This window comes from Metabacillus sp. KUDC1714 (assembly GCF_014217835.1).
GTDB classification, from domain to species: domain Bacteria; phylum Bacillota; class Bacilli; order Bacillales; family Bacillaceae; genus Metabacillus; species Metabacillus rhizosphaerae.
The window spans coordinates 2,636,763-2,662,623 of the sequence record NZ_CP055263.1; the positions used below are offsets into that span (position 1 = coordinate 2,636,763).

A 25,861-nucleotide genomic window follows, 5' to 3' on the forward strand; every position below is an offset into this window, starting at 1 on the left:
ATGGATGGCTAAATGGTGTAAATAATATAAGATGAAAATAACTTTTTCCTAGTGTTCCTCCATGAATTACAGTAAAAGATTTACAACCCCTTAATAATAATAAAAGGTCTCGTTTTAATGAGACCTTTCTAAGTTATTTAATCAGTAAACCTTACAACCAATTTGTTTTTTGTTTTTCTAACAACAATTTTTCTTTTCGTCCTCATTTGTACTAGACACATTCTTTTCTACAGAAGTAGAAGTATTGCTTTCTTTTACTTCTTCAATTTGCACGTTACAGCAATTTGAATCCTTTTTAGAACCTTTTTTGAAAAAACTTAACATAAGAACATCTCCATTTCTTTAAATTAGATAAAAGATAAAGCCTGAAATTGTGGACATTGCTACCACAGATAATACAAAGGTAACAACTAATTCTTTTTTAAAAATAGATTTCAATAAAATGACTTCTGGTAAACTTGCACCAGCTGAGCTTATCATCATTGCCATAACAGGACCTAACGCCATCCCTTTCATAATTAAAATTTGTGAGATAGGAATCATACTTGAAAGGCGTATATATAATGGAATTCCAATGATTGCAGCTATTGGGATTAACCACCAATGATCTTCACCGAAAACAGATGAAATCCATTCAGTCGGAACTAATCCATGAATGATTGCACCAATAGCTGCACCGATGATTAAGTAGGGATATACACTTTTCATTAAATCCATCGTTTCTTTAAAGGCTAGTTTAAGGTTAAACTTTTTGTTGCTATCCTCATATCCAGACATCACAACATTTTTTACATACTTTTCAAAGCCAAGTGCTTCAAGTACAACTCCAATAATGATTGAGAAAATGCTTGTAACAACAGTGTAAATAATCGTTACCTTCCAACCAAGTACCACACCCATAATGGTTAATATCGTTGGGTCTAATATTGGAGAGGCAAATAAAAAGATCATGACAATCCCAAAAGGCATCTTCTTTTTCAACATATTTACAACTACTGGTATGGTGGAACAAGAACAAAATGGTGTAATAAAGGCAAAAACAATGGACACTAAAGCAGCTACTATTCGATTTTTGCCAGCCAACTTTTTCTCGATCTTTTCATAGGGGATATACCCTTGTAAAAGACTAATGAGAAAGGAAATAACAATAAATAAAACTGTTAACTCTAAAGCGATATAAATAAAATCTTTTAATGTCTCGATCCACATTGTTTATCTTCTCCTTTTAGCAGCAAGGTATTTCGCAGCAAAGTGTTGAATCTAAAGGTATCGTTTTTGCTTCGGCTTTGACATTGGATTTGAAAACTTGTTTTGAAGTATTTGATTTTCGAAGATTGGAATCCAGCATTTCCTCCTTCTTTAATTTTGAAAGCAAATAAAATTCATACTCATTAAACATTATGTCACTCCTTCTAAAACAAATTATTTTGATATATTAATCAAAAAAAATTGATATTTATCCTAAAAATTTTTATCAGCAAGTAGGTCTAAATAAACAACAGAGTTCTGCTGACAATAAGTGGTTCACTTCATCTAAATTAAGTTTGTAGTAATTCCATGTACCTCTAGTCTCTCTAATAATGAGGTTCGCATCCAAAAGTATTTTTAAATGATACGATAACTTAGATTGTGTCATGTTTACCATTGGAGCTAGGTCATTAACATTTATTTCGCCTTTTTGTGTAAGGAGGTTCATAATTTGCAGTCTCTTTTTATCTGCGATGGCCTTAAACTTTCCTTCATACATTTCAAAGACTTTTTCTAAAGATACATCTTGTAGGTTAATTTCTTGATTCATGAAAAAACACCTTTTCTAAATCAATTTTTTTTGATATTTTAACTATATATCCAATATTTTCTATTGTCAACTCATTTAATCAATAAAAATTGATTTTATCTATATTTGGGTTTTTTTGATGGAAAGGAAGTAGAAAAAATGACCGTAACTATTCAAAGTATGAGAAAAGAACATTGGGATCAAGTAATGAAAATTTACTTAGATGGAATATCAACAGGAAACGCAACCTTTCAAACAGAAGTACCGACATGGGAGGATTGGGATACTGGACATATAGCAAATTGCCGATTAATTGCTACTATTGATAATCAAGTAGTAGGTTGGACAGCATTAAGTCCTGTTTCAGGCCGATGTGTATATGCAGGTGTTGCTGAGGTAAGTGTTTATGTTAATTCGAATGATAAAGGAAAAGGAATTGGGAATTCATTACTTCAAGCGTTAATCAAAGCAAGCGAAGAAGATGGGTATTGGACGTTACAAGCAGGGATTTTTCCAGAAAATAAAGCAAGTTTGGCATTACATAAGAAAAATGGATTCAGAGAAGTAGGGATTAGAAAACGAATTGGAAAGATAAATGGTACATGGAGAGATGTTGTTTTACTCGAAAGAAGAAGTGATATACAAGGAGTAAGTTAATAAATAATAAAATATTTAACAGGAACATCTTTGCGAAAGGATGGCTGGGCTTCGTATTGGCATCAACGGATCATCCGTGATCTTGATTTAACATCTGATGAATCAATCGAATTTGCAAAATTAAACGCAGGTGTAGTTCAGCCATCTAAAACTAGTATTAATCCTTACTATTTAGGATTAAAAATCTTTGAAGATATTGAGGAGCGCTATAACAATCCAACAGAAGAGATGAGTGGGAAGCGGTCCGAGATCAACTATAGAAAGAAGAGCAATCCTTAATTTTAAGGATTGCTCTTCTTTCTATGTCGCTGAACAAGGAGCATGTGATTTTGTTATCCCCTTGACGGTAAGAGCATAACTGAGACTCCTATTAAGCAAATTACTGCCCCAATCAAATCGTATGTATCAGGTGTTTTCCTATCAACTCCCCAACCCCAAAGTACTGAAAGAATAATGAAAACTCCACCATACGCAGCATAGACTCTTCCGAATGATGGGAATGATTGGAAGGTGGCTATCACCCCATATAATGCTAAGGCTACACCTCCAGCTATCCCATAATAAAATGGTTTCCCATCACGTAACCACAACCAAATTAAATAACCTCCACCAATTTCCGCTAGTCCTGCTAATAAAAATAATGTAATAATAAGAATCACTCATCCACACCTACCATTCTCTTTCTCTAAAGAAATAAATACATGTATAGTTTGTTTTTACTAACTAAATGCCAATTTATGAACCACCTAAATAAAATAAAAGGTCCCGTTTTAACAAGACCTTTCGATTTTAAACCAATTCTACCTTAGCTGTCTAACAGCAATCATTCTTAGCATCAGCTGTGAACAGCAAACTTTTTTTAAGTCCTCATTTAAACTTTCTTCAGAGGTAGCGGTATTGCTCTCTTTGACTTCTTCGATTTTGACATTACAATTTCACTTTCATTTGGACTTATAGACATTTTGTATAATATTTACATAAAATACGAAAGATAAATACTATCTAGTTAATAGGAGTAGGATTGCGAAAATGAGATTGAAGAGAAAGATAAAAAATAATTCAGTACCATTTGTTGTGCTATTAATCGTCCATGCGCTTATTTTAGCCTTTACTTTTTATAAAAAAAGAGACAAAATCTACCGTAAATTATTATTGTCAAACATTGGATTTGCCTATCTCTTTGAATATTTTGTCCTTAATTTATTCCAGGGATATACATACAAGCCCAATATCTTAAAGAATCGAGAATTGGATAATATTTTAGGTGCCGTATTTTCACAGGCAATATATATACCAATCATAGGTACGACAATTACAGCTTTTCATTTGGGCTGGAAGTGGAAGCTGTTATTTACCATTTATTTCAGCCTAATAGAGCGGTTATTTATTCATTGGAAGATCTTTAGGAAAAGATGGTGGGAAACTTTCTATACTTTCTTTTTTTTGCTCCTATTTTTTAATGTGAGTGACATTTGGCATCGGCTATTAAAAGGGAAAAACCCGATTGCACGGGGGATCACCTCATATTTATCTTTTACTTCTATTAGTGTGAATGTTCTATTTATACTTTCAATTTTCAGTATGAGGTTTAAATTAGGCTTAGGAATGGTTCATACTTGGAAAGAGCACTTTATTATTATTCCGTGTTACTCTTTAATAATATCGGCAATATTATTGATAACATATAAAATTAGATTTAAATATTCTCAGCTCCTCAGAATTTTCTTTATTACAATATTGGATTATCTATTATATCGATTTAATGTTTTCAAAAACAAACAAACCGTATACCTACTATTTCCAATCCATCTCTTTATGTTTTTTATTTCCAATCGACTATTTAATATGATTTATAATCAGGATGCCGGTGACTCAGAAAAGGTAATAGACAACGTGTAATTGTTGGCTATTACCTTTTATTTCTTTAGTGAAAGTGTTTAAATTAGCAGTTAAAAAAGCTAACAAAGTCTTAGTTGAACTTGTTAGCTTTTAGTATGAAGGGAATGTGTTAGATATAAGAATAAATATAAGCGACCAAAATTAGCTTCAAATTTCACTATAGCCCCTACTTCGTTTGAGGAAGAAGAGTTCTTGATTCGTTATAGTTTAGTTATTTGTTAATACATACTTTTCTATAGCGTGAGCAACACCATGTTCATTGTTTGTTAAGGTTACAACATCAGCAATGTCTTTTACAGAGGGATCAGCATTTCCCATCGCAACTGAAAGACCAGCTACTTCTAGCATTGGAACATCATTGAAGTTATCACCGATTGCGACCGTGTTTTCGATAGGAATATTATAGTACTCAGCCATTACTTTGATACCATTGCCTTTATGTCCATTTGTGTCCATAATTTCGATATTGAATGGACCTGAAGTTGTAATTGAAATACCATCAATTTCTTTTAGTGTGGAAATGAGTTCAGTTTTTCCTGAAATGGTTGGGATAAAGAATTTTTGAATAGCTATATTCTCTTTATTTAAAACGTCGTCAATGTGATCGAATATTTTAATAGAATCTGTTTCTTTAGGTTGTTCAGTCATAAATTTATATTCCTTAGGTGTTAAGCCTTTACTTACTTCTGGATTTTGTTCTAAGAATGCAAGCATGCGTTCAGTCCAGGTTGAAGCAACCAAAATACCTTGGCTAGAATAAATTTTGAATGGGTATTTTTTTTGATTAAGAATATTTGCAACACTTTTTACGTTATTTTTATCTATAGAAATTTGGCTTAATAACTTATTGTCTGCAAGCACCATTGTACCATTGCTTCCCGCAACAGGACATTTAAGTGGAGTTTGAGCGATAACTGTTTTTATATCCTCTGGTGCACGGCCAGAACAAATCATGACAACATGACCTGCTTCTTGAGCCTTTTGAATAGCTTGAACGTTTTCCTCAGAAATTTCAATGTTAGATGATAACAACGTTCCATCTAGGTCAATCGCAATTAATTTTTTCATACTAATTGTCTCCTTTGCTACTTTTCGATTCAATATATATGTAAATGATGTACATGTTAACTCAATTATCTATTATGACATATTATCAGTTATTTAATTATAAAAAGGATTGAAATAATAATAAATTTACAAAAAGATAATACTTCCCTTTTTCTTTATTCAAAAAAAAGTTATACTGACCAATAGAAATAGAGTAGATATGGAGGGATAAAATATGGTTCGCTTCGGAATTATCGGAACTAACTGGATTACAGAGAGCTTTATTCAAGCGGCAAGTAAAGTAGAGGGCTTTTCACTCACAGCTGTTTATTCTAGAACAAGTGAAAAGGCGGAGGAGTTTGCCGGCAAATATGATATTGAACATACATATACTGATTTAGAACAATTTGCTAGTAGCAACCAATTTGAAGCAGTATATATTGCTAGCCCAAATTCACTTCATGCTTCTCAAGCAATATTATGCATGAAAAATGGGAAGCATGTGATTTGTGAAAAGCCAATGGCCTCCAATACGAAGGAAATTAGTGAAATGATTAAGGTTGCTAATGAAAATACTGTTGTCTTAATGGAAGCTCTTAAAACAACTTTACTACCAAACTTTTTAACAATAAAAGAAAATCTACATAAGATTGGACAGATTCGTCGCTATTTTGCAAGCTATTGTCAATACTCTTCTCGCTATGATAAATATAAAGAAGGTATCGTTTTAAATGCCTTCAATCCAGAATTCTCTAATGGAGCATTAATGGATATTGGTATTTATTGTGTGTATCCTGCTGTTGCATTATTTGGAGAGCCAAAGCAAATTCAAGCTTCAAGTTATATGCTTGAGTCGGGTGTTGATGGTGAGGGGAGTATCCTGCTAACGTATGAGGAGATGGATGCGGTTATTATGTATTCTAAGATTACAAACTCATATGTGCCATCTGAAATCCAAGGTGAAAATGGTAGCATCATCATCGATCAAATGAATACACCTCAAAGTGTGAAAATTCAGTATAAAGATGGAACGGTTGAAGACATAACAAGAACTCAAGACTCAGATAGCATGTATTATGAGGCAAAAGAATTCGTTGAATTAATTACTCATAAAAAGCAGCAATCAGAAATGAATTCACACCAAAATTCCTTAATAACAGCAAAAATATTAGAGGATACTAGAAAACAAATTGGGTTGGTTTTTCCAGCGGATAAATAAAACTATTTTTGGGGACAGTCCCTCATTGCTTTAAAGCAGTGAGGGACTGTCCCCTTTTTAATACTGAATATTTTATTAAAAAGGGGACATAGTAAAGATGAAAATAGCGAAAAACCATAAAATACCAGTGTATACATTCATACTAAGGAGGTCGAGGCATGACAAAGGATCAATCCAATCATGAAAATTCAAAAACGAATGAAGAAAGAGAAGATAGCTTAACAAACAGGCAGGGGCATCCTGTAACAAATAATCAAAATATGCGAACAGTGGGAAATCGTGGACCTGCAACTTTGGAAAATTACGATTTTATTGAAAAAATAAGCCACTTTGATAGAGAACGTGTTCCTGAACGAGTTGTTCATGCGCGTGGGGCTGGTGCACATGGTTATTTCGAAGCTTATGGAACAGCAGGAAACGAGCATGTTTCGAAATATACCCGTGCCAAATTATTTCAAGAAAAGGGAAAAAGGACTCCTGTTTTTGTCCGCTTTTCATCTGTTATCCATGGGGGGCATTCTCCAGAAACGCTCCGTGATCCTCGCGGGTTTGCTGTTAAATTTTATACCGAAGATGGAAACTGGGATTTAGTTGGGAATAACTTAAAAATTTTCTTTATCCGCGATGCGATAAAATTCCCTGATATGATTCATGCCTTTAAACCAGATCCAGTTACGAATATTCAAGATAGTGAAAGATTTTTTGACTTTTGCTGTAATTCTCCCGAAACATTCCATATGGTCACATTTGTTTATTCACCATGGGGAATTCCAGCTAACTATCGTATGATGCAAGGCTCTGGCGTTAATACATACAAATGGGTAAATAGTGATGGTGAAGGGGTTCTTGTAAAATATCACTGGGAACCAAAACAAGGGATTAAAAACTTAACACAAAAGGAAGCTGAGGAAATTCAAGCGAAAAACTTTAACCATGCTACCCAGGATTTATATGAAGCAATTGAGCGTGGCGACTATCCTGAATGGGAGTTGCTTGTCCAAGTTATGAGCGATAACGAACATCCTGAATTGGATTTCGATCCTCTTGATGATACAAAACTCTGGCCGGAAGATCAGTTTCCTTGGCTACCAGTAGGGAAAATGGTGTTAGATAGAAACCCTGAAGATTATTTTACAGAGGTCGAACAAGCTGCATTTGGTACAGGGGTTCTTGTTGATGGGCTTGATTTCTCTGATGATAAAATGCTTCAAGGTCGAACGTTCTCTTATTCTGATACTCAACGTTATCGAGTAGGTGCAAATTACTTACAGCTGCCAATTAATGCCCCTAAAAAACGAGTAGCGACTAATCAAAGCGGGGGACAAATGCAATACAAAGTAGACCGCGCACCTAACCAAAACCCTCATATTAACTATGAGCCATCAATATTGGGTGGATTAAAGGAAGCTAAACAATATGGAAAAGAGCATACTCCGAAAGTCGAAGGGAACCTAGTCCGTGAGTCAATTGATCGCCAAAGTAATACAAAACAAGCGGGTGAAACATATCGTAGATTTGAGCAATGGGAAAAAGATGAACTCATTTCAAACCTAGTAGGAGATCTTTCTAAATGTGACCAAAGAATTCAAGATAAAATGGTTGCTCTCGCTGAAGAAGCTGATGAAGAGTACGGTCGCCTATTAAGAGAAGGTTTGGCTCACGCTTCTAAGGAAGGATCAAGTCAAAAACCTCTTGGAAACAAAAACGGGAATCAAGCAACTAAAACAGCTGTGGATAAGGGTCACGATGCAGATCCTTATTAAGGGAGGACCACTTCAAAATTATAAGGCCTAAACATAATGATTTTTTAAAAATATGGCCATACTATTTTTTAATGCTAGTCAATAAACTAAACTATAAAGGGGCTAATTAATATGGCTGAACGAGATAGTCACAAAAATCAACAAAAGAAAATGAAAAAGGCAAGTGACGCAATCAATACAGACAAAGACTTTGGAAATGATTTAGCTGAAAAAAACCATAACGAGAAAAGGTCAAAAAAATAGTGCGTTAAAAAAACAGCAAAAACTTGGGTTTGTTCGAAAATGAACAAATCCAAGTTTTTTGTGGAATCAAATTCTCAGATTGCTTTGCTTTAAGCGTTTTAGTCCACTATTCACTATGTTTACGTTATAATAGAGTAATAATACTTTAAATAAGTAGATATTTTCTACTTAATAGATAGAAAGAAAATTTGAATAAAAGGGGGACATTTATGACAGAAATTCCGATGGTAGTACAAAAGGAAATAAAAAAACATCAGGGTTTAACGAAAGCGAAAATATTTAAAAGAGCTTTTTTCATTTTTATTGGTGCAATCTTAATGGCTGTTGGTTTAGAGATTTTTTTAGTCCCAAATAAGGTTATTGATGGGGGAATTGTTGGAATATCCATTATCTTATCCCATTTACTAGGAATGAGTCTTGGTTTGTTTATATTCCTATTAAATATTCCATTTTTCTTCATAGGTTATAAACAAATTGGAAAGACATTTGCTCTATCAACTTTGTTTGGAATTACCGTGTTATCAATAGCGACAGCATTATTTCACCCTGTTCCAGCTTTCACTGAAGATATCCTTCTAGCAACAGTCTTTGGCGGGATTATTCTTGGAGTTGGTGTAGGAATTGTTATTCGTTATGGAGGATCGTTAGATGGAACTGAAATTTTAGCAATCCTTGCGAATAAGAAGTTACCTTTTTCTGTTGGTGAAATCATTATGTTTTTTAATATTTTTATTCTTGGAAGCGCGGGCTTTGTCTTTGGCTGGAACAGAGCCATGTATTCGTTAATCGCCTATTTCGTAGCATTTAAAACAATCGACATTGTTCTTGAAGGACTCGATGAATCAAAATCTGCATGGATTATTAGTGAGCAATATCGTGAGATTGGAGACGCTATTTTAGCTCGATTAGGCCGTGGTGTAACATACCTTAATGGAGAAGGAGCGTATACAGGAGATGATAAGAAGGTTATTTTCTGTGTCATTACTCGACTAGAGGAAGCGAAATTAAAATCTATAGTTGAAGACTTAGATCCGTCTGCGTTTTTAGCAGTTGCAAACATCGCAGAAGTGCGAGGCGGAAGATTTAAGAAAAAGGATATTCATTAATAATGTTGCAGCTCTGTGGAGAACGTATCCTACAGAGTTTTTTTTAGGTTACATGACATAATTTGGTCCTATTTTGGGCTAATTTCTTATCCTTCTTCATACCTTTATAAGGACAAGATATGGCTTGGACTTTAAAAAGGTAAGGGTGTGAACAAATGGAGCAAGCGATTCTGAACATATTAGAATGGCTAACAGGTCTTGGATATGTAGGTATAGCACTAGGGCTAATGCTTGAGGTTATTCCGAGTGAAATCGTTCTTGGATATGGTGGATACTTAATAGTGCTTGGAAGGGTTGGTTTCATAGGAGCATTTGCTGCAGGTGTAATTGGCGGAACAATTGCTCAATTAATCTTATATTGGATCGGTAGCTACGGGGGTAGGCCCTTTCTTGAGAAGTATGGCAAATTCCTGCTTTTAAAAAAGCACCATTTAGATTTAGCAGAAACCTGGTTTGAAAAGTATGGCTCTGGTGTTATATTCGGAGCAAGGTTTATCCCAGTAGTAAGACATGCAATTAGTATACCTGCTGGGATCGCAAAAATGTCAATATGGAAATTCACTTTATATACTGTTGCAGCGATGATCCCATGGACACTTTTCTTTTTATATTTAGGGATTGAGCTAGGGAGTAATTGGATGTATATAAAAGAGGTTGCTCGTCCTTACCTCATACCAATTATAAGCTTTGCACTATTAATGGCTGTAGTTTACTATTTAGTGAAAAAGTTTAAAGCTCCACGGACAAATTAATGATAGTAAATCTTATGTTAGGCTTACTTTATGGTAAGCCTTTTTTGAATATAAATATATCTTATTGCATTTTAGAGGGAATCAGAATATAATCAGTATTGCTATTATTTTTCTATATGAAATATTATTTAAGTTAAGTATTTATTGCATGAAGAATAAATATGAGTTGAACCCAACAAATGAATAGGTAAAAGCTCTGTCGAAAGTGGGAATCATTCAGATGATCTCCACTTTTTAAATCAATTAATACTTCATTTAGTTAACATTATGAGGAATAAATAAAGAATAGGGGGAACGAATATTGGAGCATTTAAGTCAGAAAGAAAAAATTACAATTATGATTGCAATTATTGGCGCAATGTTTTTTGCTGCGGTTAACCAAACAATTGTAGGGAATGCTCTCCCTAAGATCGTTGCAGACCTGGGAGGACTAGATTACTATAGCTGGGTTTTTACAATCTATATGTTAACATCAGCTATTACAACGATTTTAGTTGGTAAATTATCAGATATATATGGACGTAAGCCATTTATATTAATCGGGATCTTTATTTTTATGGTTGGTGCCTTTTTATCTGGCTTGTCAAAGGATATTATTCAGCTCATTACTTATCGAGGTATTCAAGGATTTGGCGCAGGAATGATTATGTCCACAGCCTTTACAGCTGTTGGCGATCTTTTTGCACCGCGTGAACGTGGCCGTTGGCAAGGAGCGATGGGGGCTGTATTTGGAATTTCGAGTGTATTTGGTCCAACTCTTGGTGGATATATTGTTGATAACTTAGAATGGAAATGGGTATTTTGGGTGTTCTTACCTTTAGGAATTGTAGCTGCTATTCTAATATGGAAGCTTTTCCCTAAAGCGGAGAAGAAAGAAGGAGAGTCTGTCGATTATTTAGGGTCGATTTTCTTAACTACTACTATTGTTCCTGCATTATTAGCATTTTCATGGGCTGGTACAAAATATGATTGGAATTCTACGCAAATTATTAGTTTATTTGCTAGTGCTATTTTTTCATTGATTTTGTTTATTTTAGTAGAAAGAAAAGCAAAGAGTCCAATTCTCCCGCTTTATTTGTTTAAAAATAGTATTTTTACGATTTCAAATATTATCGGTTTTGCAATTGGCGTTGCGATGTTTGGTGGTGTTATGTATATTCCTTATTTTGTTCAAGGAGTATTAGGATTTTCAGCAACTCATTCAAGTTTTATTACAATGACCATGACATTAGGTTTAGTTTTTGCAAGTGGCGTTGGCGGGCAGATTATTACGAAAACAGGGAAATATAAGCTACAAGCAATTATCGGTTTAATTGTAACAACAGTTGGAATGTTTTTATTTACAACAATGAATGCTGGAACGTCTCAGTGGTTATTGATTTTTTATTTAGTATTAGTAGGACTTGGTCTTGGTGTCGGAATGACTGTCTTTACATTAACTGTGCAAAATGCTGTTGATCAGCGTTATTTAGGAGTGGCAACTGCAACTTCACAGCTATTCCGTTCTGTTGGAGGAACAGTTGGAGTAGCAATAATGGGAACAGTTTTAAATCAGCGAATGAGTGACAAAATGGCTGAATCGTTTGCAGAGGTCAGTAAGCAGGCAGCTGCTGTACCACCTGAAATGCAAGATAAGCTGGCAGAGCTACAAAATCCACAACTATTATTGGATCATGCGAAGTTAGCGGAAATCCAACAAAGCCTACCGGAAGAAATGATTGTCTTTTTTGAAAAGATTGTAAGTATGCTTCAGGACTCATTGAGTTTTGCATTATCTGGTGTGTTCATGACTGCAGCAATTATCATGATCCTAGCGGTCTTTTTAACTTTATTCTTAAAAGAAATACCTTTAAGAAGTTCAAGTGATGCCCTTCCCGATACACATCGAAAACAGCATGAGAAAGAAAAATTAACAAAACAACCTGTTTAAAAAGTTGAGAGGATGATGCCTCTCAACTTTTTTGGTTTACGCAAGGAAAATTGTCAATCGCAATAAAAAGAGAGGTATAAATTGCAGTTGGTTTAAAAAATGAGAATTGTGGTTCAATTTAAGAAATAGAAGGACTAATTATTTGAAAAAGAGGTTCAATTATCTAAGAAAATGGTTCAATAAATGATTAAACAGGTTCTATCCGCTTAAAATAAGTGGTTCGATCCATAATGAAAAATGAAGTGCCATACTATCTCTTACATAAAGCCTCAAATACATGGATAAAATGTAAGCGATAGTAATTGCCTAAAGTAGAAAGGAATGAAAAAATGTTCCCTAAAGATGAAGAATTTTATGATAACGAGGTTTTTGCTCAGGCAGAAGTTGTTCCACATCCTAAAGAAGAAAATCGGTCTGCATTAATCTTGACGCAATCGTACCATCTTTTGTCCAATGATGACCTAACATCTGGCGACAACTCTTCAAAGGATTAAATTAACTAAGGAGCGTTCGGTCTAAAACTGAGTGTTTTTTATCGTTTTGTGAGGTCTAAAAGCAAAATAAGTCGAAAAAAGCCTGATCAACTTGATCAGGCTCTTTCAAATTAGTTTATTAATGATTTGCCATTTTAGCATTTGCTTTATCGTAAACAGCAAGTTTTTTTACAAGTGTTGAACTGTCTTTATTTAGACCTAAGATACTAACATTTGTACCATTTTGTTTGAATTTAAGGACGATTTTATCGATAGCTCCTACGGCGGAATCATCCCATAAGTGTGCATGACTAAAATCAATAACAACTTCCTGGATATCTTCTTTGAAGTCAAAGCCTGATACTAAATCTGTAACTGATGCGAAGAACAATTGCCCTTTTACACTGTATGTTTTGTGATTTTGTTCATCAAGTTTTGATTCGACATGTACTTTTGAAATTTTAGCGGCAAAGAAGATTGCGCTTAGTAAAACACCTACTAATACACCCTTTGATAAATCATGTGTAAGTACAACAGTGACAACTGTTACAATCATAACAGAAGAATCTGTTATAGGCATTACTCTTAGCTTTCTTAGGGAAGACCAATCAAATGTACCAATAGATACCATGATCATAACACCAACTAAAGCTGCCATCGGGATTTGTACTAAAATGTTGTTCAGTAGTAAAATTAGCACCATTAGAAAAACACCGGCAACAAGTGTAGATAATCGGCCGCGTCCACCAGATTTAATATTAATACCAGATTGACCAATCATTGCACAGCCAGCCATTCCTCCAAAGAAACCAGCTACAATGTTAGCAATACCTTGTCCTCTTGCTTCTCTGTTTTTATCACTTTCAGTATCTGTCATATCATCAACGATTTGTGCAGTTAATAGTGATTCTAGTAACCCAACAAAAGCTAAAGCGATTGAATAAGGTAGAATAATTTGCAATGTTTCAAGATTAAAAGGAATCTGAGGAATTAAAAATAATGGTAAAGCTTGCGTTAATTCACCCATATCTCCAACAGTGCGCACCGAAACTCCTGACATAATTGCATAGATTGTCATCACGATGATTGCCACAAGTGGTGAAGGAACGACTTTCGTAAATCTTGGTAGTATATAAATGATCGCTAGTGAGCCAGCTACCATTGCGTACATTACCCATGATTCACCAACAAAGTGTGGTAATTGTGCACTGAAGATAAGGATAGCTAGTGAGTTTACAAAGCCCACCATAACAGAGCGAGGGATAAACCTCATAAGCCTTCCCACTTTTAAAACGCCAAGTAGAATTTGAATTATTCCAGTTAAAATTGTCGCTGCAAGAAGATAATGTAGCCCATGGTCAGCTACTAAAGTAACCATAACTAATGCCATTGCGCCTGTAGCAGCTGAAATCATCCCCGGTCTTCCTCCTACGAAGGCAATTACGACAGCGATACAAAATGAAGCGTACAGTCCAACCATTGGATCGACACCGGCGATAATCGAAAACGCAATTGCCTCAGGAATTAGTGCCAATGCAACAACAATACCTGAGAGAATATCTCCGCGTATGTTCCCAAACCACTGTTGTTTTAATGTTTGTGTGTTCAAAACAACACCTCTTTCTTCATATTAATTTGTGTGAAAAGATATGTGACTTTCAACTCTCATGAAAGTCGGGTCCGTTATTAACGGTCATGATTATACCACCGAATAATAAATTATAATAGTCCTATGTAAGCGTATTAATCATCTATTTTCTTTTAATATCTTTAAAATTCGCCGTTTTAAGCAGAAATTTGTAAAAAGAAGTTTATATTAATGAAGCAATTGCTGTTGTAAAATATTAGTAAAGGGTTTGGAGAGGGGAAACATGTTCAAAAACATATTATTAGCAACAGATGGATCGATGCATGCATTACGTGCAGCCATTAAAGCGTCTGAAATAGCAAAAATGAATCCAGATGCAATCATTACAGTCGTTTATGTAATCGATGGATCAACATCTAAATCCGATATGTTATCTGAAGGAAACAAGGAAGCAGTTCTAGAAAAGCGTTTGAGGAAGCTAAGACCAACTGAGGAAATACTAAGAAAACAATGTGTGAATTTTAAGGTGGAATTGCTTAAGGGTGAGCCTGGTCCAGAGATTGTAAAGTATGCAAATAAACAGCACTTTGATTTAGTTGTTGTAGGAAGTCGTGGTCTTAATGGTTTACAGGAAATGGTTTTAGGGAGTGTAAGTCATAAAGTTGCGAAACGTGTTGAATGTCCGGTGATGATTGTGAAATAAAGTAATTTCAGAATTTTTATATATTTGGTTGACCTAGAGAGTGTAAGATGTAAATTCTCATCACCTTAACTATGGTCAACCAAAAAAAGCTAATCTACCTTCTTTAACTGTTTATGAAAGACGTTCGGAAGAGAAAGTCCTCTCTCATTAATCTCTTTTTCTAGCATTCTAATAAAGTCAGAGCTTATTTGTAATTTGCAAGCTTCACGAAAACTTACTAATAAAGTTTCATCTGACAAGTTTGTAAATCTCATTGAAAACCATCCTTTAATTTAATGCTTTTTATAATATTATGGTTGTTTCAACCACTTTCCTTTTACATACCACTAAGTAAAAGAATCTAAACTGAAGTTTGTAATAAAATGTAGAAAATAGAAGATTCTATAAGACGGAAATAATATACTATTGAGAAAATTCTTTTAATTTAGTACTTTCGTTATGTTTACATATACAATGATTTTTTTATAATGTAGGTAAGCTTTCGGGAGGAGGGAACTCTGATGGGAAAAGGTCGAATCCGAGTGGAAGAAAGTATTAAGGTAGAAACAGATAAGGAAATTAGTGAAGCTAAGCTAATAGTTGATAAAGAAAAAGACAAAGAGTAAAGAAGTGGAGAGTGACATAATACTACGGGCGTAGACCCTTATTAGTCACTCTCCGTCTCCTAAATGGTGATCAAAGATCGTCAAAGCCATTATCTACATGGTTTACTTTCGTATATTGTCTTGATTTTTGTTCGAAGAAATCAGATTTACCTAGATCTACTTCTTCGTAAGCTTTAATCCATTTTAGAGGGTTTGTTCGGTACCCCTCAAAAGGGCGGTCATAGCCTAGTTGATGGCATCGGACATTTGCATAAAACTTAATATAATCTTCAAGGTCCTGCATATTAATCCCATCCATTTTATTTCCAATAATGAATTTTCCCCATTCAATCTCAAGTTCAGCAGCTTTAATAAATGTATTTTTTACAAATGTAGCAAGTTCTTTTGTATCATAGTCAGGGTATTGATTTAAAACTTCTTTATAAATTTGAACAAATAAGTCGACATGTATTTGTTCATCACGGTTGATATAGTTAATCATTGTGCTCGTTGCAACCATTTTCTGATTACGTGCAAGGTTGTAAAAGAATGCAAATCCTGAATAAAAGAAAAGTCCTTCTAATATGACATCATATACGATTGATTTTAACAGATTCTCAATGCTTGGTTGTTCAGAAAAGGCTTGATACCCATCTGTTACAAATTCATTTCGTTTTCTTAGAATAGGTTCATTTCTCCAATATTCAAATACCTCATCTTGTATCTGCTTAGGAACAAGACTTGAGAGTACATAGGAATAGGAATGATTATGAATAACCTCTTGTTGAGCAAGAATAATCATTAAAGCATTGACGCTGGAATCTGTAATGTAGTCAGAAACTTTTCCAGCATAATCAGTTTGAATACTATCTAGAAGAGCAAGAAGTCCAATGATTTTTAAAAATGCATCTTTTTCATCATTTGTTAGATTGGGATATTGTTTGATATCCTGAGCCATGTTGATCTCAAATGGGGTCCAGAAATTTGCTAGCATCTTTTTGTAGCGTGGATATGCCCATGGGTATGTGACATCATCCCAGTTTAAAACATTTGAGCTTTCGCCATTAATAATTGCAGTTGAACGATTTGGAGCGGAAGCATCCATGATTTTTCGTTTAATTAAAGCTGTGTTTTCCATTTGGGGACTCCTTTTAACGTTTTGATTTATCAAGATAGAGAGGCTGATCTTTTACGTAAGGTCAGCTTCGGATTTTTAATCCACCAGAAATTATTTATTTTGTACTTAGTGACGGTGTCTAGCTCCAGCGCCTAGCCCCTCGAGGTCATAAGTCACAAATGAATTGAAGACAAATTACGTCTTCTATTCATTTGCGTCTTATGCTTGTCGGGGCTGAACAGGCGCTTGCGCTTTTCTAAGTTAACTAGCACATGAATCGCAGTCTTCAATTTCACTAGAGGTTGAGCGTACGTAATAAGTTGTTTTCAACCCTTCACTCCATGCAGTCATATGCAGATCTAATAAGTCTTTGGCTTTAATGTTGTTTTGTACATAAAAATTGAAGGAGATAGACTGATCGATATGACGCTGTCTTGCAGCATTTTGCTTTATGCTCCATAGCTGGTCAATAAAATAAGCTGATTTATAAAACCAGGTTGTTGTTGCATTTAAATCAGGAACTGTAACAGGAATTTTATAGTCTTTCTTTTCTTCTGAATAAACCTTTTGGAAAATTGGATCAATGCTAGCAGTACTTCCTGCGATAATCGATGTCGATGCATTTGGTGCAACTGCCATTAAGTATCCATTGCGAATTCCGAACTTTTTTACATTCTCTTGTAATAAGTCCCAATCGAATATGCTTTCCTTTGATTGATAGCCTCTTTTTTTGAAGTACGAACCAGTTTCCCATTCTGAACCTGCAAAAACGGAATAAGAGCCTTTTTCCTTTGAAAGCTCCATGCTTGCTCTAATTGTAAGATAGGATATTTTCTCATATAGCTCGTCAGCGAACTTAACAGCTTCTTCATGCTCCCACTTTATTTGTTTAAGAGCTAATAAATGATGCCATCCGAATGTACCTAGACCGATTGCGCGATATTTTTCATTTGTTAGCTTTGCTTGCAGAACCGGAATCGTATTTAAATCAATGACATTGTCTAGCATTCTTACTTGGATAGGGATGAGTCTTTCTAAAACATCATCTGTAACAGCCTTTGCAAGATTAATAGAGGAGAGGTTACAAACGACAAAATCACCAGGTGTTTTAACGGTAATTATTTTTCCGTCCTCTGTATAATGCTCCTCAACAGTTGTAGCGCTTTGATTTTGAGTGATTTCTGTACAAAGATTGCTGCAGTAAATCATTCCTTTGTGAGAATTAGCATTCTGTCTGTTCACTTCATCACGATAGAACATATATGGTGTACCTGCTTCTAATTGGCTGATCATAATACGTTTCATTATCTCAATAGCTGGAATCTTTTCTTTAGAAAGTTGTTCGTTATCGACACATTCCCAGTACTTTTGACGGAAGCTACCATTTCCTTTTTCTTCGTCGTAAAAGTCCTCAATGCTATATCCCATTACTTTTCGAACTTCATGTGGATCAAATAAATACCAATCCCCGCGGGCTTCAACCTGCTCCATGAATATATCTGGAATACAAACACCTGTGAATAAGTCATGGGTACGCATTCGTTCATCACCATTATTAAGTTTAGAATCTAGGAATGAGTAGATATCTTTATGCCAAACATCTAAATAAACAGCGATTGCACCTTTTCGCTGTCCTAGTTGGTCTACGCTAACTGCTGTGTTGTTAAGCATTTTCATCCAAGGAATGATTCCAGATGAAACACCTTTAAAACCTTTTATATCACTTCCGCGGCTCCTGACTTTTCCTAGGTATGCACCAATCCCACCACCTGATTTTGAAAGATTAGCAATATCGGTATTACTATCAAATATTCCTTGTAAGCTATCATCAATCGTATCAATAAAACAACTAGATAATTGCCCTATAGGTTTTCCGGCATTTGATAATGTTGGAGTGGCTACAGTCATATAAAGATTACTCATGGCCCAATAGGCTTGTTTAACAAGTTCTAGGCGTCTTTCTTTATGCTCCTCGGCCATAAGTGTCATTGCGATAATTAAGAACCTTTCTTGTGGAAGCTCTAAGGTTTGTTTTGTAAAATCACGTGTTAAGTAGCGATCTGCTAAGGTTCGAAGCCCAATATATGTGAATAACTGATCCTTTTCAGGTTGGATAAATGAGCCAACTTGTTCAATTTCTTCTTTTGTATAAAGATCAAGCAGCTTAGAGTGGTAAAGACCCTTTGAAACTAATATCTCAATTAAATTATTGAAACTACCATATTTTTGATTTTTGTCATATCCACGGTTAGCTGCTGCTTCCTTGTAGAGTTTTGTTAAATAAATTTGAGCGCAAAAGTAAGTCCATTCTGGCTCTTGTTCATTAATATTAGATAATCCCTCTAAAATAAGTAAATTTGTGAGCTGTTCAGTCGTATAGGAATCTCTCTGGAGAAGGGTGTTATTGATCCTGTTAAGATAATTATCTATATATAGTGAAGGGAATTGTTGATGGATACTGCTAATAAATGTAGTAAGTTTTGTTGCGTTAAATGATTCTTCATTTAAGCTATCAATAATGATAGGTGTAGTTGTTGTCGTACTCATGTTAATTCCTCCATAATCTTTTGGTAAATAAAAAAACCGCTCGAGAATGAGCGGATAAAACGACAGATAAGAAGGGCAGGAATATAGTTAAGCCCATAATTACTTACTATCGTTTCATCTTCTCAGTCCCCGAAGAAATTGAAACTTTAGCAAGCTTTAGGTAGGTCTCCTGACTTGTGCTCGTCCTACTACGAGGCCTTCCCATACATGATAATGTACAGTGGCTATCTCAGTTCGTCACACTTACAGTTGCGGGGACAGTTCTGGATTTACACCAGATTCCCTTTTCAGCCTTATAGGCGCCTATCGCTTGCAAAGATACAATATATAGTTTTTACGTTTGTGATTCTGTCAATATGTAGTTAATTGTTCTATTTACATAATAAGGCACACTTGCAAATTAATCAACCAATACTTTCTAATTGTCGAAATTTATCTACTTCAATAGAATTTTGGAAGAAAAAAATAAGATCTGACTTACTAGGTCAGATCCGTTAAGAAGTGGTTTTTACTTTACTAAAAAATCCAAAAAGGATCGAAAAGAAAGGTGATAGATACAAAAAGAAAGCAAAAGGTAAAAAGGCGATTACTGGAACACCAAGTGTTTGAGCAAAGAAAGCACCACTTACGCCCCATGGGATCAGTGGATTTATCAAAGTTCCAGCATCTTCAAGTGTTCGTGACAAGTATTTACGCTCAAGCTTCATTTTGTCATATATGCCTTTAAAAGATTGGCCTGGAATGAGAATTGATAAGTACTGTTCACCTGTTAATAAATTCACCCCAAACGAAGATGCTGCTGTTGATAGAATCAGCTGACCTTTTGTTTTAACGCGCTCTATCAATCCATTTAAGAGGGTCGGAATGATGTTTAACATATCGAGTAATCCGCCAAAAGCAAAAGCAATCAGGATGAGTGAAATCGACCACATCATTGATTGAAGTCCACCACGGTTCATCATATTGACAACCTGTGCATTTTCAATTGTGAAAGTTGTACCGTTTTGTAAAACATGAAGGAATTCGCTTAATTTTACTCCTTGAAATCCTATAGCTGTTATCCCTGCTGTAATAATTCCAACGATTAATGCTGGTACGACTGGTACCTTTCGAATGGCTAAAATTATAACTAATACTGGTGAAAGCAGTGTAAGACTACTTATTTGGACATGGGTTTCAATTATATTTATCATGTTTGTCATTTCAGACAGTGATGCTGAATGGATAGGAGTGATTCTCCCAATTATGAAAAAAATTAAAGTTGTAATAAGAATGCTAGGAATAGTTGTTTTGGTCATATGTCTAATATGTGTGAAAAGCTCAACAGATGAAACACCTGATGCAAAATTTGTTGTATCAGACATTGGAGACATCTTATCACCAAAGCAAGCACCGCAAATGATAGCACCTGCTACCCATGGGGCAGGTATGCCAATAGCGATTCCAGCACCCATAAGAGCTACGCCAACAGTACTAACTGTAGTAAATGAGCTTCCAACAAGGCTTGAGATAACCATACAAGAAAATAATGAAGTAATTAGTAAGTAGTTCGGATTAATTACTGTTAGGGCATATACCATTACTGTAGGTATCGTTCCGCTACTCATCCATGCACCAATTAAGATTCCAATTAATGCGAGCACAATTATTGGTTGAATTCCGCTCTGAATACCTTTAATCATTCCTGTTTCTAACTCTTTCCATGTATAACGTTTTATTAACCCAAGAGAAGCCACAACAACTAAACAATTAAGTAAGGCAAGATGTGGTTCTGTCTTTAATACAAATAGACTGGTAAAGATGATGGCCAAAATAAGAAATAAAATTGAAACTGCTTCTTTAAACTGAAAAGTCTTTTTATCACTAATCATATACTTGCTCCTTTATGGCTTAAACGCTTTTATGCTTTTTTGCACAAAAGTACACCACAAAATATTATATCAATCTAATAATATATGTCAATCACTAAAGGTTCTTAATGTTAATGTGTGCTGTTTGATCATTGATTATATGGGGTTTTTGATGTATTGTTTTGAATTTTCACACTTCACTAACAAAAAGTAAGAAGAGAGCTATTTTTTTGAAATAGCAGTTGGGGATTGATTCTGCTAAATAAAAAAAGATAGACATCATAAGTGTCTACCTCATATATAATCATTTAGCAATTAATACAGGAATGTTAGAACGATGTGAAACCTTTTCACTAACACTACCAAATAATAAACGTTTTAATCCACTAATATCACGACTGCCAACAACGATTAAATCAGCATTATGTTCAGTTGCAAATGAAACAATTGCTTCGGAAGGTTCACCGTAGGTAACATTTACATTTCCTTTAATATTATGATGATCCAATATTCGTCTTGCTTCACTTTCCAAAGCCTGTGTTTCCTTACTATGCTCTTCTGTGTCTTCATGTTCGGTTGGCACGGGCATAATTGGATAGTGCCTCATGTCATTTGTTTGGTAACTGCTATTTGTTCCTGGAAAAACCATGTTATCTTCAATAGAATCTCCATTGAAGATCCCTTTTTTATGAATATGAACAACTGAAATTTCTGAATGTAACTGCTTACTTATATGAATTCCTAGCTCAAGAGCATCTTTACTATCTTCAGTTCCATCAAAAGCTACTACTAAATGTTGAAATTCTTTCATTTCGATCATCCTTTCAAAAGCTTTGATGTTATTTCAATACCCATTTTAAAAAAATGTAATCGTTCGTAACCTTTCTATATGCAATTTATTATTAGAATATCAAATTAAGTAAAAACCCTATGACCACAATAGCACCCACAACCATAAATATCGTTCTCAGCATGTCACATGCACCTCCTAGATGTTTTATTCGGAATCTATTGCAATTAAAGCTTTATTTTCATGGCAGGCTGTAAAACTTGCTGACGTTGTTTTATAGCAGTTGAAGAACAAATTTCTTCGAGATCATTTACGATTAGATGTGGTAGAGGCCCATCTATAATGACATTTAAAGCTTGTCCATTTTTTACAGTTAATAAATAGGTAATTAAAGACGGGAATTTAGAAGCATCAATAACATTTTTACCTTTTGAAAGAAAATATATTTTTCCTGAATAAGATTTTGCCAATTGAGTCATTTTTAATATTTGATCAATTCTTAATTGTCTTTTCATACGTAGGTTTATCTTCATTAATTTATTCATATATACCTCCAAAGTGTAAATGTTAGTATTATTTGTTAATGGTTAAATACCTCTGTGACTTGAAATGAAAACACAAAGAAGCGAAAATGGTTATATAGTCCCTATGTTATTTATTACCTATTACTTAAAAAATTTGAATCAATGTTAAAAAGCGTTCATCTTTTTTCTAAATGAAGATATAGTAAAAGTAGTGAGTGAGAAAGGAAGTTGAAGATGGAAAAAGTAAAGTACATTAGTATGGTTACTGCAATCTTCACTCAGATTACTGGTATTATTTTTTTATTTATAAACATAAAAGTTGCATTTGGACTGTTTTATGTTTATTTCTTCTCTTTGCTTGTGTTGCTCTTTGTGTTTATAAAAACTAGAATGGATGAGAAAAAGGAGGATGATAAAAATGATTATCGTGACTACTGAATCAGTACCAGGTAAAGAAACAAAGGAATTCAAAGGGTTTGTAAAAGGAAGTACAGTTCAATCAAAACATATTGGAAAAGACATTATGGCTGGATTAAAAACAATTGTTGGAGGTGAGCTAAAAGAATACACTGAAATGATGGATGAAGCGAGACAAAAAGCGATTGGAAGGATGGTAGAGGATGCAAAGGCAAAAGGTGCTAATGCAGTAGTATGTATGAGATTAGAATCCTCTGCTGTCATGCAAAATGCTTCTGAAATTATTGCCTATGGAACCGCAGTATTGATCGAAGAATAATACTTATCCTAAGCATAAAAATTTATAAAAGTAAAAAGCTGACATCGTCAGCCTTCTAGGGAATTCTATAAATTATAGCTTCTTCTTTGCTTGCTCCCAATAATACAATTGCGGAAAGCGTATATGAACAACATATTCATGGAATAGAGTATAGCTGATAAAACCAACGAGCTTCCAATCTACTGCATCAAACATAAACGATCAGCCCCTTTATTGTGTGAAACGAACATGATGGAAAATTTAAGTGCTTAGTAAAGGGAACATTACATGTACGTTTTTATAATATATGGTCAGATAGACTTGTTTGATACATGGTAAATTGCCTTGAGTTTTAAATCAGGGACTGGTATTTATCCTTGTGCTTTTCTAAAAAGTAAAGAGGCTGACACAAAGTGCCAACCTCTTTAGCCAATTTATTAAATTGTTATTGTTGAGAATAACCGCTCATAGATTGTTGAGCCATAGATACTAAACGTTTAGTGATTTCTCCACCTACAGAACCGTTAGCTCTAGAAGTTGTTTCTCCACCTAAGTTTACACCAAATTCTGAAGCGATTTCATATTTCATTTGATCAATCGCTTGTGAAGCTCCTGGTACTACAAGTTGATTAGACGAATTGCTGTTTGAACTGTTTTGTGCCATCTGTCATTCATCTCCTCATAAAAGTTGTATTGGTTGGGTTAGTTGGAATTGCACCAAACATATGAAGACCTTATTGGTTTCATTGCCTCACTTGGCGTAACCCATTCATGAAAAAGTGTTGCTTGCGCTTGCGTTGTTGCTTGATGTTACTAAGTATTATGGATAATTCTTTCGTTAATATTCAAAGAAAAGGTGGTAATTTTTTCTTAATAACTTGCTTCAAGAACTGTAGTTTGAAACAAAGGATGTCTTGTTTTGAATGCAAAGTGATCACATCATCTTTTATCTCAAGGCTGCCCAATGTATTCCGCATTTCTTACATAAAATAATGATGTTTAGAGATTCTAAAAATATGTAGTTAATAAAGGGGATGGGTCGATGGAATTGTGTCCTTTATGTAATGGATTGGAGACGCGAATTATCCAATGTCCTAATTGCCAGAGGATCATGGAGGATAGAGGGAAGATCACTGATTATCTTGATGATTATAGTGCATATATGGATATTGATATAATGAAGCTGTTTGATGGAAATGCAAACTCCTTAGAAGAACATAAATGTATTCATTATTTTTATTGTCCTACGTGTCAGCATGAAGAAACAAATGCTATAAATGAGTGACTTTGTTTCACTATAGAAAAAAACAAAAACCCCGTTCATTAGAACGAGGCTTTTTGTCCATTTCTTATTTCTCACCAGCAGGGCGAATTCTTAGTTCAGAATCAGTATCGAAGAAGTGAGCTTTGTTCATATCTAAAGCTAAATCAAGTGTTTGACCTGGTTTAATGTCTGTACGAGAGTCAACACGCGCTACGAATGTTTGACCATCAATTTCAGAGTAAAGCATAGTTTCTGCACCCATTAACTCAGCAACTTCAATTTTTGCAGTGATTTTTGTATTTTGAGAAGCATCGATGAATACTGGCTCATCATGAATTTCTTCAGGACGAACTCCCATAAGAATTTCTTTGTTTACATAGCCTTGCTCACGAAGGTATTTCATTTTGCCTTCTGGAACAACTACTGAAGTAGTACCAAATGAGAATTTACCATCTGTAAGTTTACCTTTAAAGAAGTTCATTGCAGGTGAGCCAATGAATCCACCAACGAATGCATTTTCAGGCTTGTCATATACTTCTTTAGGTGAACCAACTTGTTGGATTAAACCATCTTTAAGTACAACAAGACGAGTAGCCATTGTCATCGCTTCTGTTTGGTCATGTGTTACATAAATTGTTGTTGTTTGTAAGCGTTGGTGTAATTTTGTGATTTCAGCACGCATTTGTACACGAAGCTTAGCATCAAGGTTAGATAAAGGCTCATCCATTAAGAATACTTTTGCATCACGAACGATCGCACGACCTAGTGCAACACGCTGACGTTGCCCACCTGATAATGCTTTTGGCTTACGTTGTAAGTATTGTTCAAGTCCAAGGATTTTAGCTGCATCTGTTACACGACGCTCAATTTCGTCTTTTGGTAGTTTACGAAGCTTTAATCCGAATGCCATGTTGTCATATACGTTCATATGTGGGTAAAGAGCGTAGTTTTGGAATACCATCGCGATGTCACGATCTTTAGGTGCTACATCGTTCATACGTTTTCCGTCGATGAAGAAATCACCTTTTGAGATTTCTTCTAATCCTGCTACCATACGAAGTGTAGTAGATTTACCACAACCAGATGGACCAACGAATACGATAAACTCTTTATCTTGGATATGAAGGTTGAAGTCTTCTACTGCAGTTACTTTATTGTCATAGATTTTGTAAATATTATCTAGTCTTAATTCAGCCATTTTTAATTCCTCCCCATTTTTGAAAGCGTTTTAACTTGTTTTCATTGTAAGGGATTTCATAGAAAGAAGTAAACGTACAAGTTGCACGAAAAAAATTAGGCTCTTTTGTGCAACT

The 25,861-nt window shown here is 34.7% G+C and carries 28 protein-coding genes, 1 pseudogene and 1 riboswitch; of the genes and pseudogenes, 14 read left to right on the forward strand and 15 right to left on the reverse strand.

Annotation, left to right across the window (positions count from 1 at the left end):
* Positions 1-177: 177 nt before the first annotated feature.
* From HUW50_RS12585 to HUW50_RS12595, 3 genes are all read right to left on the reverse strand, one after another.
* On the reverse strand, positions 178-324 hold the full coding sequence (locus HUW50_RS12585) for a hypothetical protein (protein WP_185653972.1): 147 nt from the start codon (positions 322-324) through the stop codon (positions 178-180).
* An 18-nt stretch (positions 325-342) separates the two neighbouring features.
* Positions 343-1,209 carry a permease gene (locus tag HUW50_RS12590; RefSeq protein WP_185653973.1) on the reverse strand — a complete coding sequence of 289 codons (867 nt, stop codon included), beginning with the start codon at positions 1,207-1,209 and terminating at the stop codon, positions 343-345.
* Between the two features lie 265 nt (positions 1,210-1,474).
* A complete protein-coding gene (locus tag HUW50_RS12595; protein ID WP_066337061.1) occupies positions 1,475-1,798 on the reverse strand; it encodes an ArsR/SmtB family transcription factor in 324 nt (107 codons plus the stop codon).
* Between the two features lie 138 nt (positions 1,799-1,936).
* On the opposite strand from HUW50_RS12595, the gene HUW50_RS12600 reads away from it, so the two are divergent.
* Positions 1,937-2,434: a GNAT family N-acetyltransferase gene (locus tag HUW50_RS12600; RefSeq protein WP_185653974.1), complete on the forward strand. Its 498-nt coding sequence runs from the start codon at positions 1,937-1,939 to the stop codon at positions 2,432-2,434.
* 39 nt (positions 2,435-2,473) lie between these two features.
* Positions 2,474-2,689, forward strand: a pseudogene (locus tag HUW50_RS12605) (SpoVR family protein); the annotation flags it as partial.
* Between the two features lie 77 nt (positions 2,690-2,766).
* Here the strand turns inward: HUW50_RS12605 and HUW50_RS12610 are convergent.
* Positions 2,767-3,090 carry a YnfA family protein gene (locus HUW50_RS12610; RefSeq protein WP_066337336.1) on the reverse strand — a complete coding sequence of 108 codons (324 nt, stop codon included), beginning with the start codon at positions 3,088-3,090 and terminating at the stop codon, positions 2,767-2,769.
* A gap of 1,450 nt (positions 3,091-4,540) precedes the next feature.
* Positions 4,541-5,401 (reverse strand): Cof-type HAD-IIB family hydrolase, encoded by an 861-nt coding sequence (locus HUW50_RS12615; RefSeq protein ID WP_066337050.1) that lies wholly within the window; start codon positions 5,399-5,401, stop codon positions 4,541-4,543.
* Between the two features lie 214 nt (positions 5,402-5,615).
* Here HUW50_RS12615 and HUW50_RS12620 point away from each other — a divergent pair, with 214 nt between their 5' ends.
* The 7 genes from HUW50_RS12620 to HUW50_RS12645 all read left to right on the forward strand — a co-directional run bounded on the left by HUW50_RS12620 (position 5,616) and on the right by HUW50_RS12645 (position 12,887).
* Positions 5,616-6,599 carry a Gfo/Idh/MocA family protein gene (locus HUW50_RS12620; protein ID WP_066337047.1) on the forward strand — a complete coding sequence of 328 codons (984 nt, stop codon included), beginning with the start codon at positions 5,616-5,618 and terminating at the stop codon, positions 6,597-6,599.
* 158 nt (positions 6,600-6,757) lie between these two features.
* Positions 6,758-8,362: a catalase gene (locus tag HUW50_RS12625; RefSeq protein ID WP_066337043.1), complete on the forward strand. Its 1,605-nt coding sequence runs from the start codon at positions 6,758-6,760 to the stop codon at positions 8,360-8,362.
* Positions 8,363-8,473: 111 nt separating this feature from the next.
* The gene (locus tag HUW50_RS27095) at positions 8,474-8,605 is read left to right on the forward strand and encodes a hypothetical protein (protein WP_260445684.1); all 132 of its coding nucleotides are present in this window, start codon (positions 8,474-8,476) and stop codon (positions 8,603-8,605) included.
* A 209-nt stretch (positions 8,606-8,814) separates the two neighbouring features.
* The gene (locus tag HUW50_RS12630; RefSeq protein WP_066337042.1) at positions 8,815-9,711 is read left to right on the forward strand and encodes a YitT family protein; all 897 of its coding nucleotides are present in this window, start codon (positions 8,815-8,817) and stop codon (positions 9,709-9,711) included.
* A 155-nt stretch (positions 9,712-9,866) separates the two neighbouring features.
* The gene (locus HUW50_RS12635) at positions 9,867-10,463 is read left to right on the forward strand and encodes an undecaprenyl phosphate transporter UptA (protein WP_066337041.1); all 597 of its coding nucleotides are present in this window, start codon (positions 9,867-9,869) and stop codon (positions 10,461-10,463) included.
* A gap of 301 nt (positions 10,464-10,764) precedes the next feature.
* A complete protein-coding gene (locus HUW50_RS12640) occupies positions 10,765-12,393 on the forward strand; it encodes an MDR family MFS transporter (RefSeq protein WP_185653976.1) in 1,629 nt (542 codons plus the stop codon).
* A gap of 329 nt (positions 12,394-12,722) precedes the next feature.
* The gene (locus HUW50_RS12645; protein WP_157094466.1) at positions 12,723-12,887 is read left to right on the forward strand and encodes a transcriptional regulator SplA domain-containing protein; all 165 of its coding nucleotides are present in this window, start codon (positions 12,723-12,725) and stop codon (positions 12,885-12,887) included.
* A 118-nt stretch (positions 12,888-13,005) separates the two neighbouring features.
* On the opposite strand, the gene HUW50_RS12650 is transcribed toward HUW50_RS12645, so the two are convergent.
* The gene (locus tag HUW50_RS12650) at positions 13,006-14,475 is read right to left on the reverse strand and encodes a SulP family inorganic anion transporter (RefSeq protein ID WP_066337033.1); all 1,470 of its coding nucleotides are present in this window, start codon (positions 14,473-14,475) and stop codon (positions 13,006-13,008) included.
* Between the two features lie 262 nt (positions 14,476-14,737).
* Here HUW50_RS12650 and HUW50_RS12655 point away from each other — a divergent pair, with 262 nt between their 5' ends.
* Complete coding sequence (locus HUW50_RS12655) at positions 14,738-15,157, forward strand: universal stress protein (RefSeq protein WP_066337029.1); 420 nt, start codon at positions 14,738-14,740, stop codon at positions 15,155-15,157.
* An 89-nt stretch (positions 15,158-15,246) separates the two neighbouring features.
* Here the strand turns inward: HUW50_RS12655 and sda are convergent, their stop codons facing one another.
* Positions 15,247-15,411, reverse strand: coding sequence for a sporulation histidine kinase inhibitor Sda (gene sda, locus HUW50_RS12660; protein WP_083964728.1), 165 nt, complete (start codon positions 15,409-15,411; stop codon positions 15,247-15,249).
* Positions 15,412-15,657: 246 nt separating this feature from the next.
* Between sda and HUW50_RS12665 the strand changes: the two genes are divergently transcribed.
* Complete coding sequence (locus tag HUW50_RS12665; protein ID WP_185653977.1) at positions 15,658-15,762, forward strand: YhdX family protein; 105 nt, start codon at positions 15,658-15,660, stop codon at positions 15,760-15,762.
* 70 nt (positions 15,763-15,832) lie between these two features.
* Here HUW50_RS12665 and HUW50_RS12670 read toward each other — a convergent pair whose 3' ends face one another.
* From HUW50_RS12670 to HUW50_RS12690, 5 genes are all read right to left on the reverse strand, one after another.
* On the reverse strand, positions 15,833-16,879 hold the full coding sequence (locus tag HUW50_RS12670) for a ribonucleotide-diphosphate reductase subunit beta (protein ID WP_066337026.1): 1,047 nt from the start codon (positions 16,877-16,879) through the stop codon (positions 15,833-15,835).
* A gap of 240 nt (positions 16,880-17,119) precedes the next feature.
* A complete protein-coding gene (locus tag HUW50_RS12675) occupies positions 17,120-19,405 on the reverse strand; it encodes a ribonucleoside-diphosphate reductase subunit alpha (protein WP_066337024.1) in 2,286 nt (761 codons plus the stop codon).
* Between the two features lie 142 nt (positions 19,406-19,547).
* A riboswitch (cobalamin riboswitch) is annotated at positions 19,548-19,727 on the reverse strand.
* A gap of 172 nt (positions 19,728-19,899) precedes the next feature.
* Positions 19,900-21,273, reverse strand: a complete 1,374-nt coding sequence (gene nhaC, locus HUW50_RS12680; protein WP_396652633.1) for a Na+/H+ antiporter NhaC — start codon at positions 21,271-21,273, stop codon at positions 19,900-19,902.
* Between the two features lie 286 nt (positions 21,274-21,559).
* Positions 21,560-22,066: a universal stress protein gene (locus tag HUW50_RS12685; RefSeq protein ID WP_185653978.1), complete on the reverse strand. Its 507-nt coding sequence runs from the start codon at positions 22,064-22,066 to the stop codon at positions 21,560-21,562.
* A 206-nt stretch (positions 22,067-22,272) separates the two neighbouring features.
* On the reverse strand, positions 22,273-22,590 hold the full coding sequence (locus tag HUW50_RS12690) for a hypothetical protein (protein WP_066337004.1): 318 nt from the start codon (positions 22,588-22,590) through the stop codon (positions 22,273-22,275).
* Positions 22,591-22,803: 213 nt separating this feature from the next.
* Here HUW50_RS12690 and HUW50_RS12695 point away from each other — a divergent pair, with 213 nt between their 5' ends.
* Together HUW50_RS12695 and HUW50_RS12700 are read left to right on the forward strand one after the other, a co-directional pair.
* On the forward strand, positions 22,804-23,007 hold the full coding sequence (locus HUW50_RS12695; protein WP_066337002.1) for a hypothetical protein: 204 nt from the start codon (positions 22,804-22,806) through the stop codon (positions 23,005-23,007).
* Positions 22,988-23,305: a YbjQ family protein gene (locus HUW50_RS12700; protein WP_066337000.1), complete on the forward strand. Its 318-nt coding sequence runs from the start codon at positions 22,988-22,990 to the stop codon at positions 23,303-23,305. The genes HUW50_RS12695 and HUW50_RS12700 overlap by 20 nt, the downstream gene beginning before the upstream one ends.
* A gap of 72 nt (positions 23,306-23,377) precedes the next feature.
* Here the strand turns inward: HUW50_RS12700 and HUW50_RS27100 are convergent, their stop codons facing one another.
* Together HUW50_RS27100 and HUW50_RS12705 are read right to left on the reverse strand one after the other, a co-directional pair.
* Positions 23,378-23,500 (reverse strand): hypothetical protein, encoded by a 123-nt coding sequence (locus HUW50_RS27100; RefSeq protein WP_260445685.1) that lies wholly within the window; start codon positions 23,498-23,500, stop codon positions 23,378-23,380.
* 229 nt (positions 23,501-23,729) lie between these two features.
* Positions 23,730-23,948, reverse strand: coding sequence for an alpha/beta-type small acid-soluble spore protein (locus HUW50_RS12705; protein ID WP_066336997.1), 219 nt, complete (start codon positions 23,946-23,948; stop codon positions 23,730-23,732).
* 378 nt (positions 23,949-24,326) lie between these two features.
* Between HUW50_RS12705 and HUW50_RS12710 the strand changes: the two genes are divergently transcribed.
* Complete coding sequence (locus HUW50_RS12710; protein WP_066336996.1) at positions 24,327-24,569, forward strand: hypothetical protein; 243 nt, start codon at positions 24,327-24,329, stop codon at positions 24,567-24,569.
* Between the two features lie 64 nt (positions 24,570-24,633).
* Here the strand turns inward: HUW50_RS12710 and HUW50_RS12715 are convergent, their stop codons facing one another.
* Positions 24,634-25,746 carry an ABC transporter ATP-binding protein gene (locus HUW50_RS12715; RefSeq protein ID WP_066336992.1) on the reverse strand — a complete coding sequence of 371 codons (1,113 nt, stop codon included), beginning with the start codon at positions 25,744-25,746 and terminating at the stop codon, positions 24,634-24,636.
* Positions 25,747-25,861 lie beyond the last annotated feature (115 nt).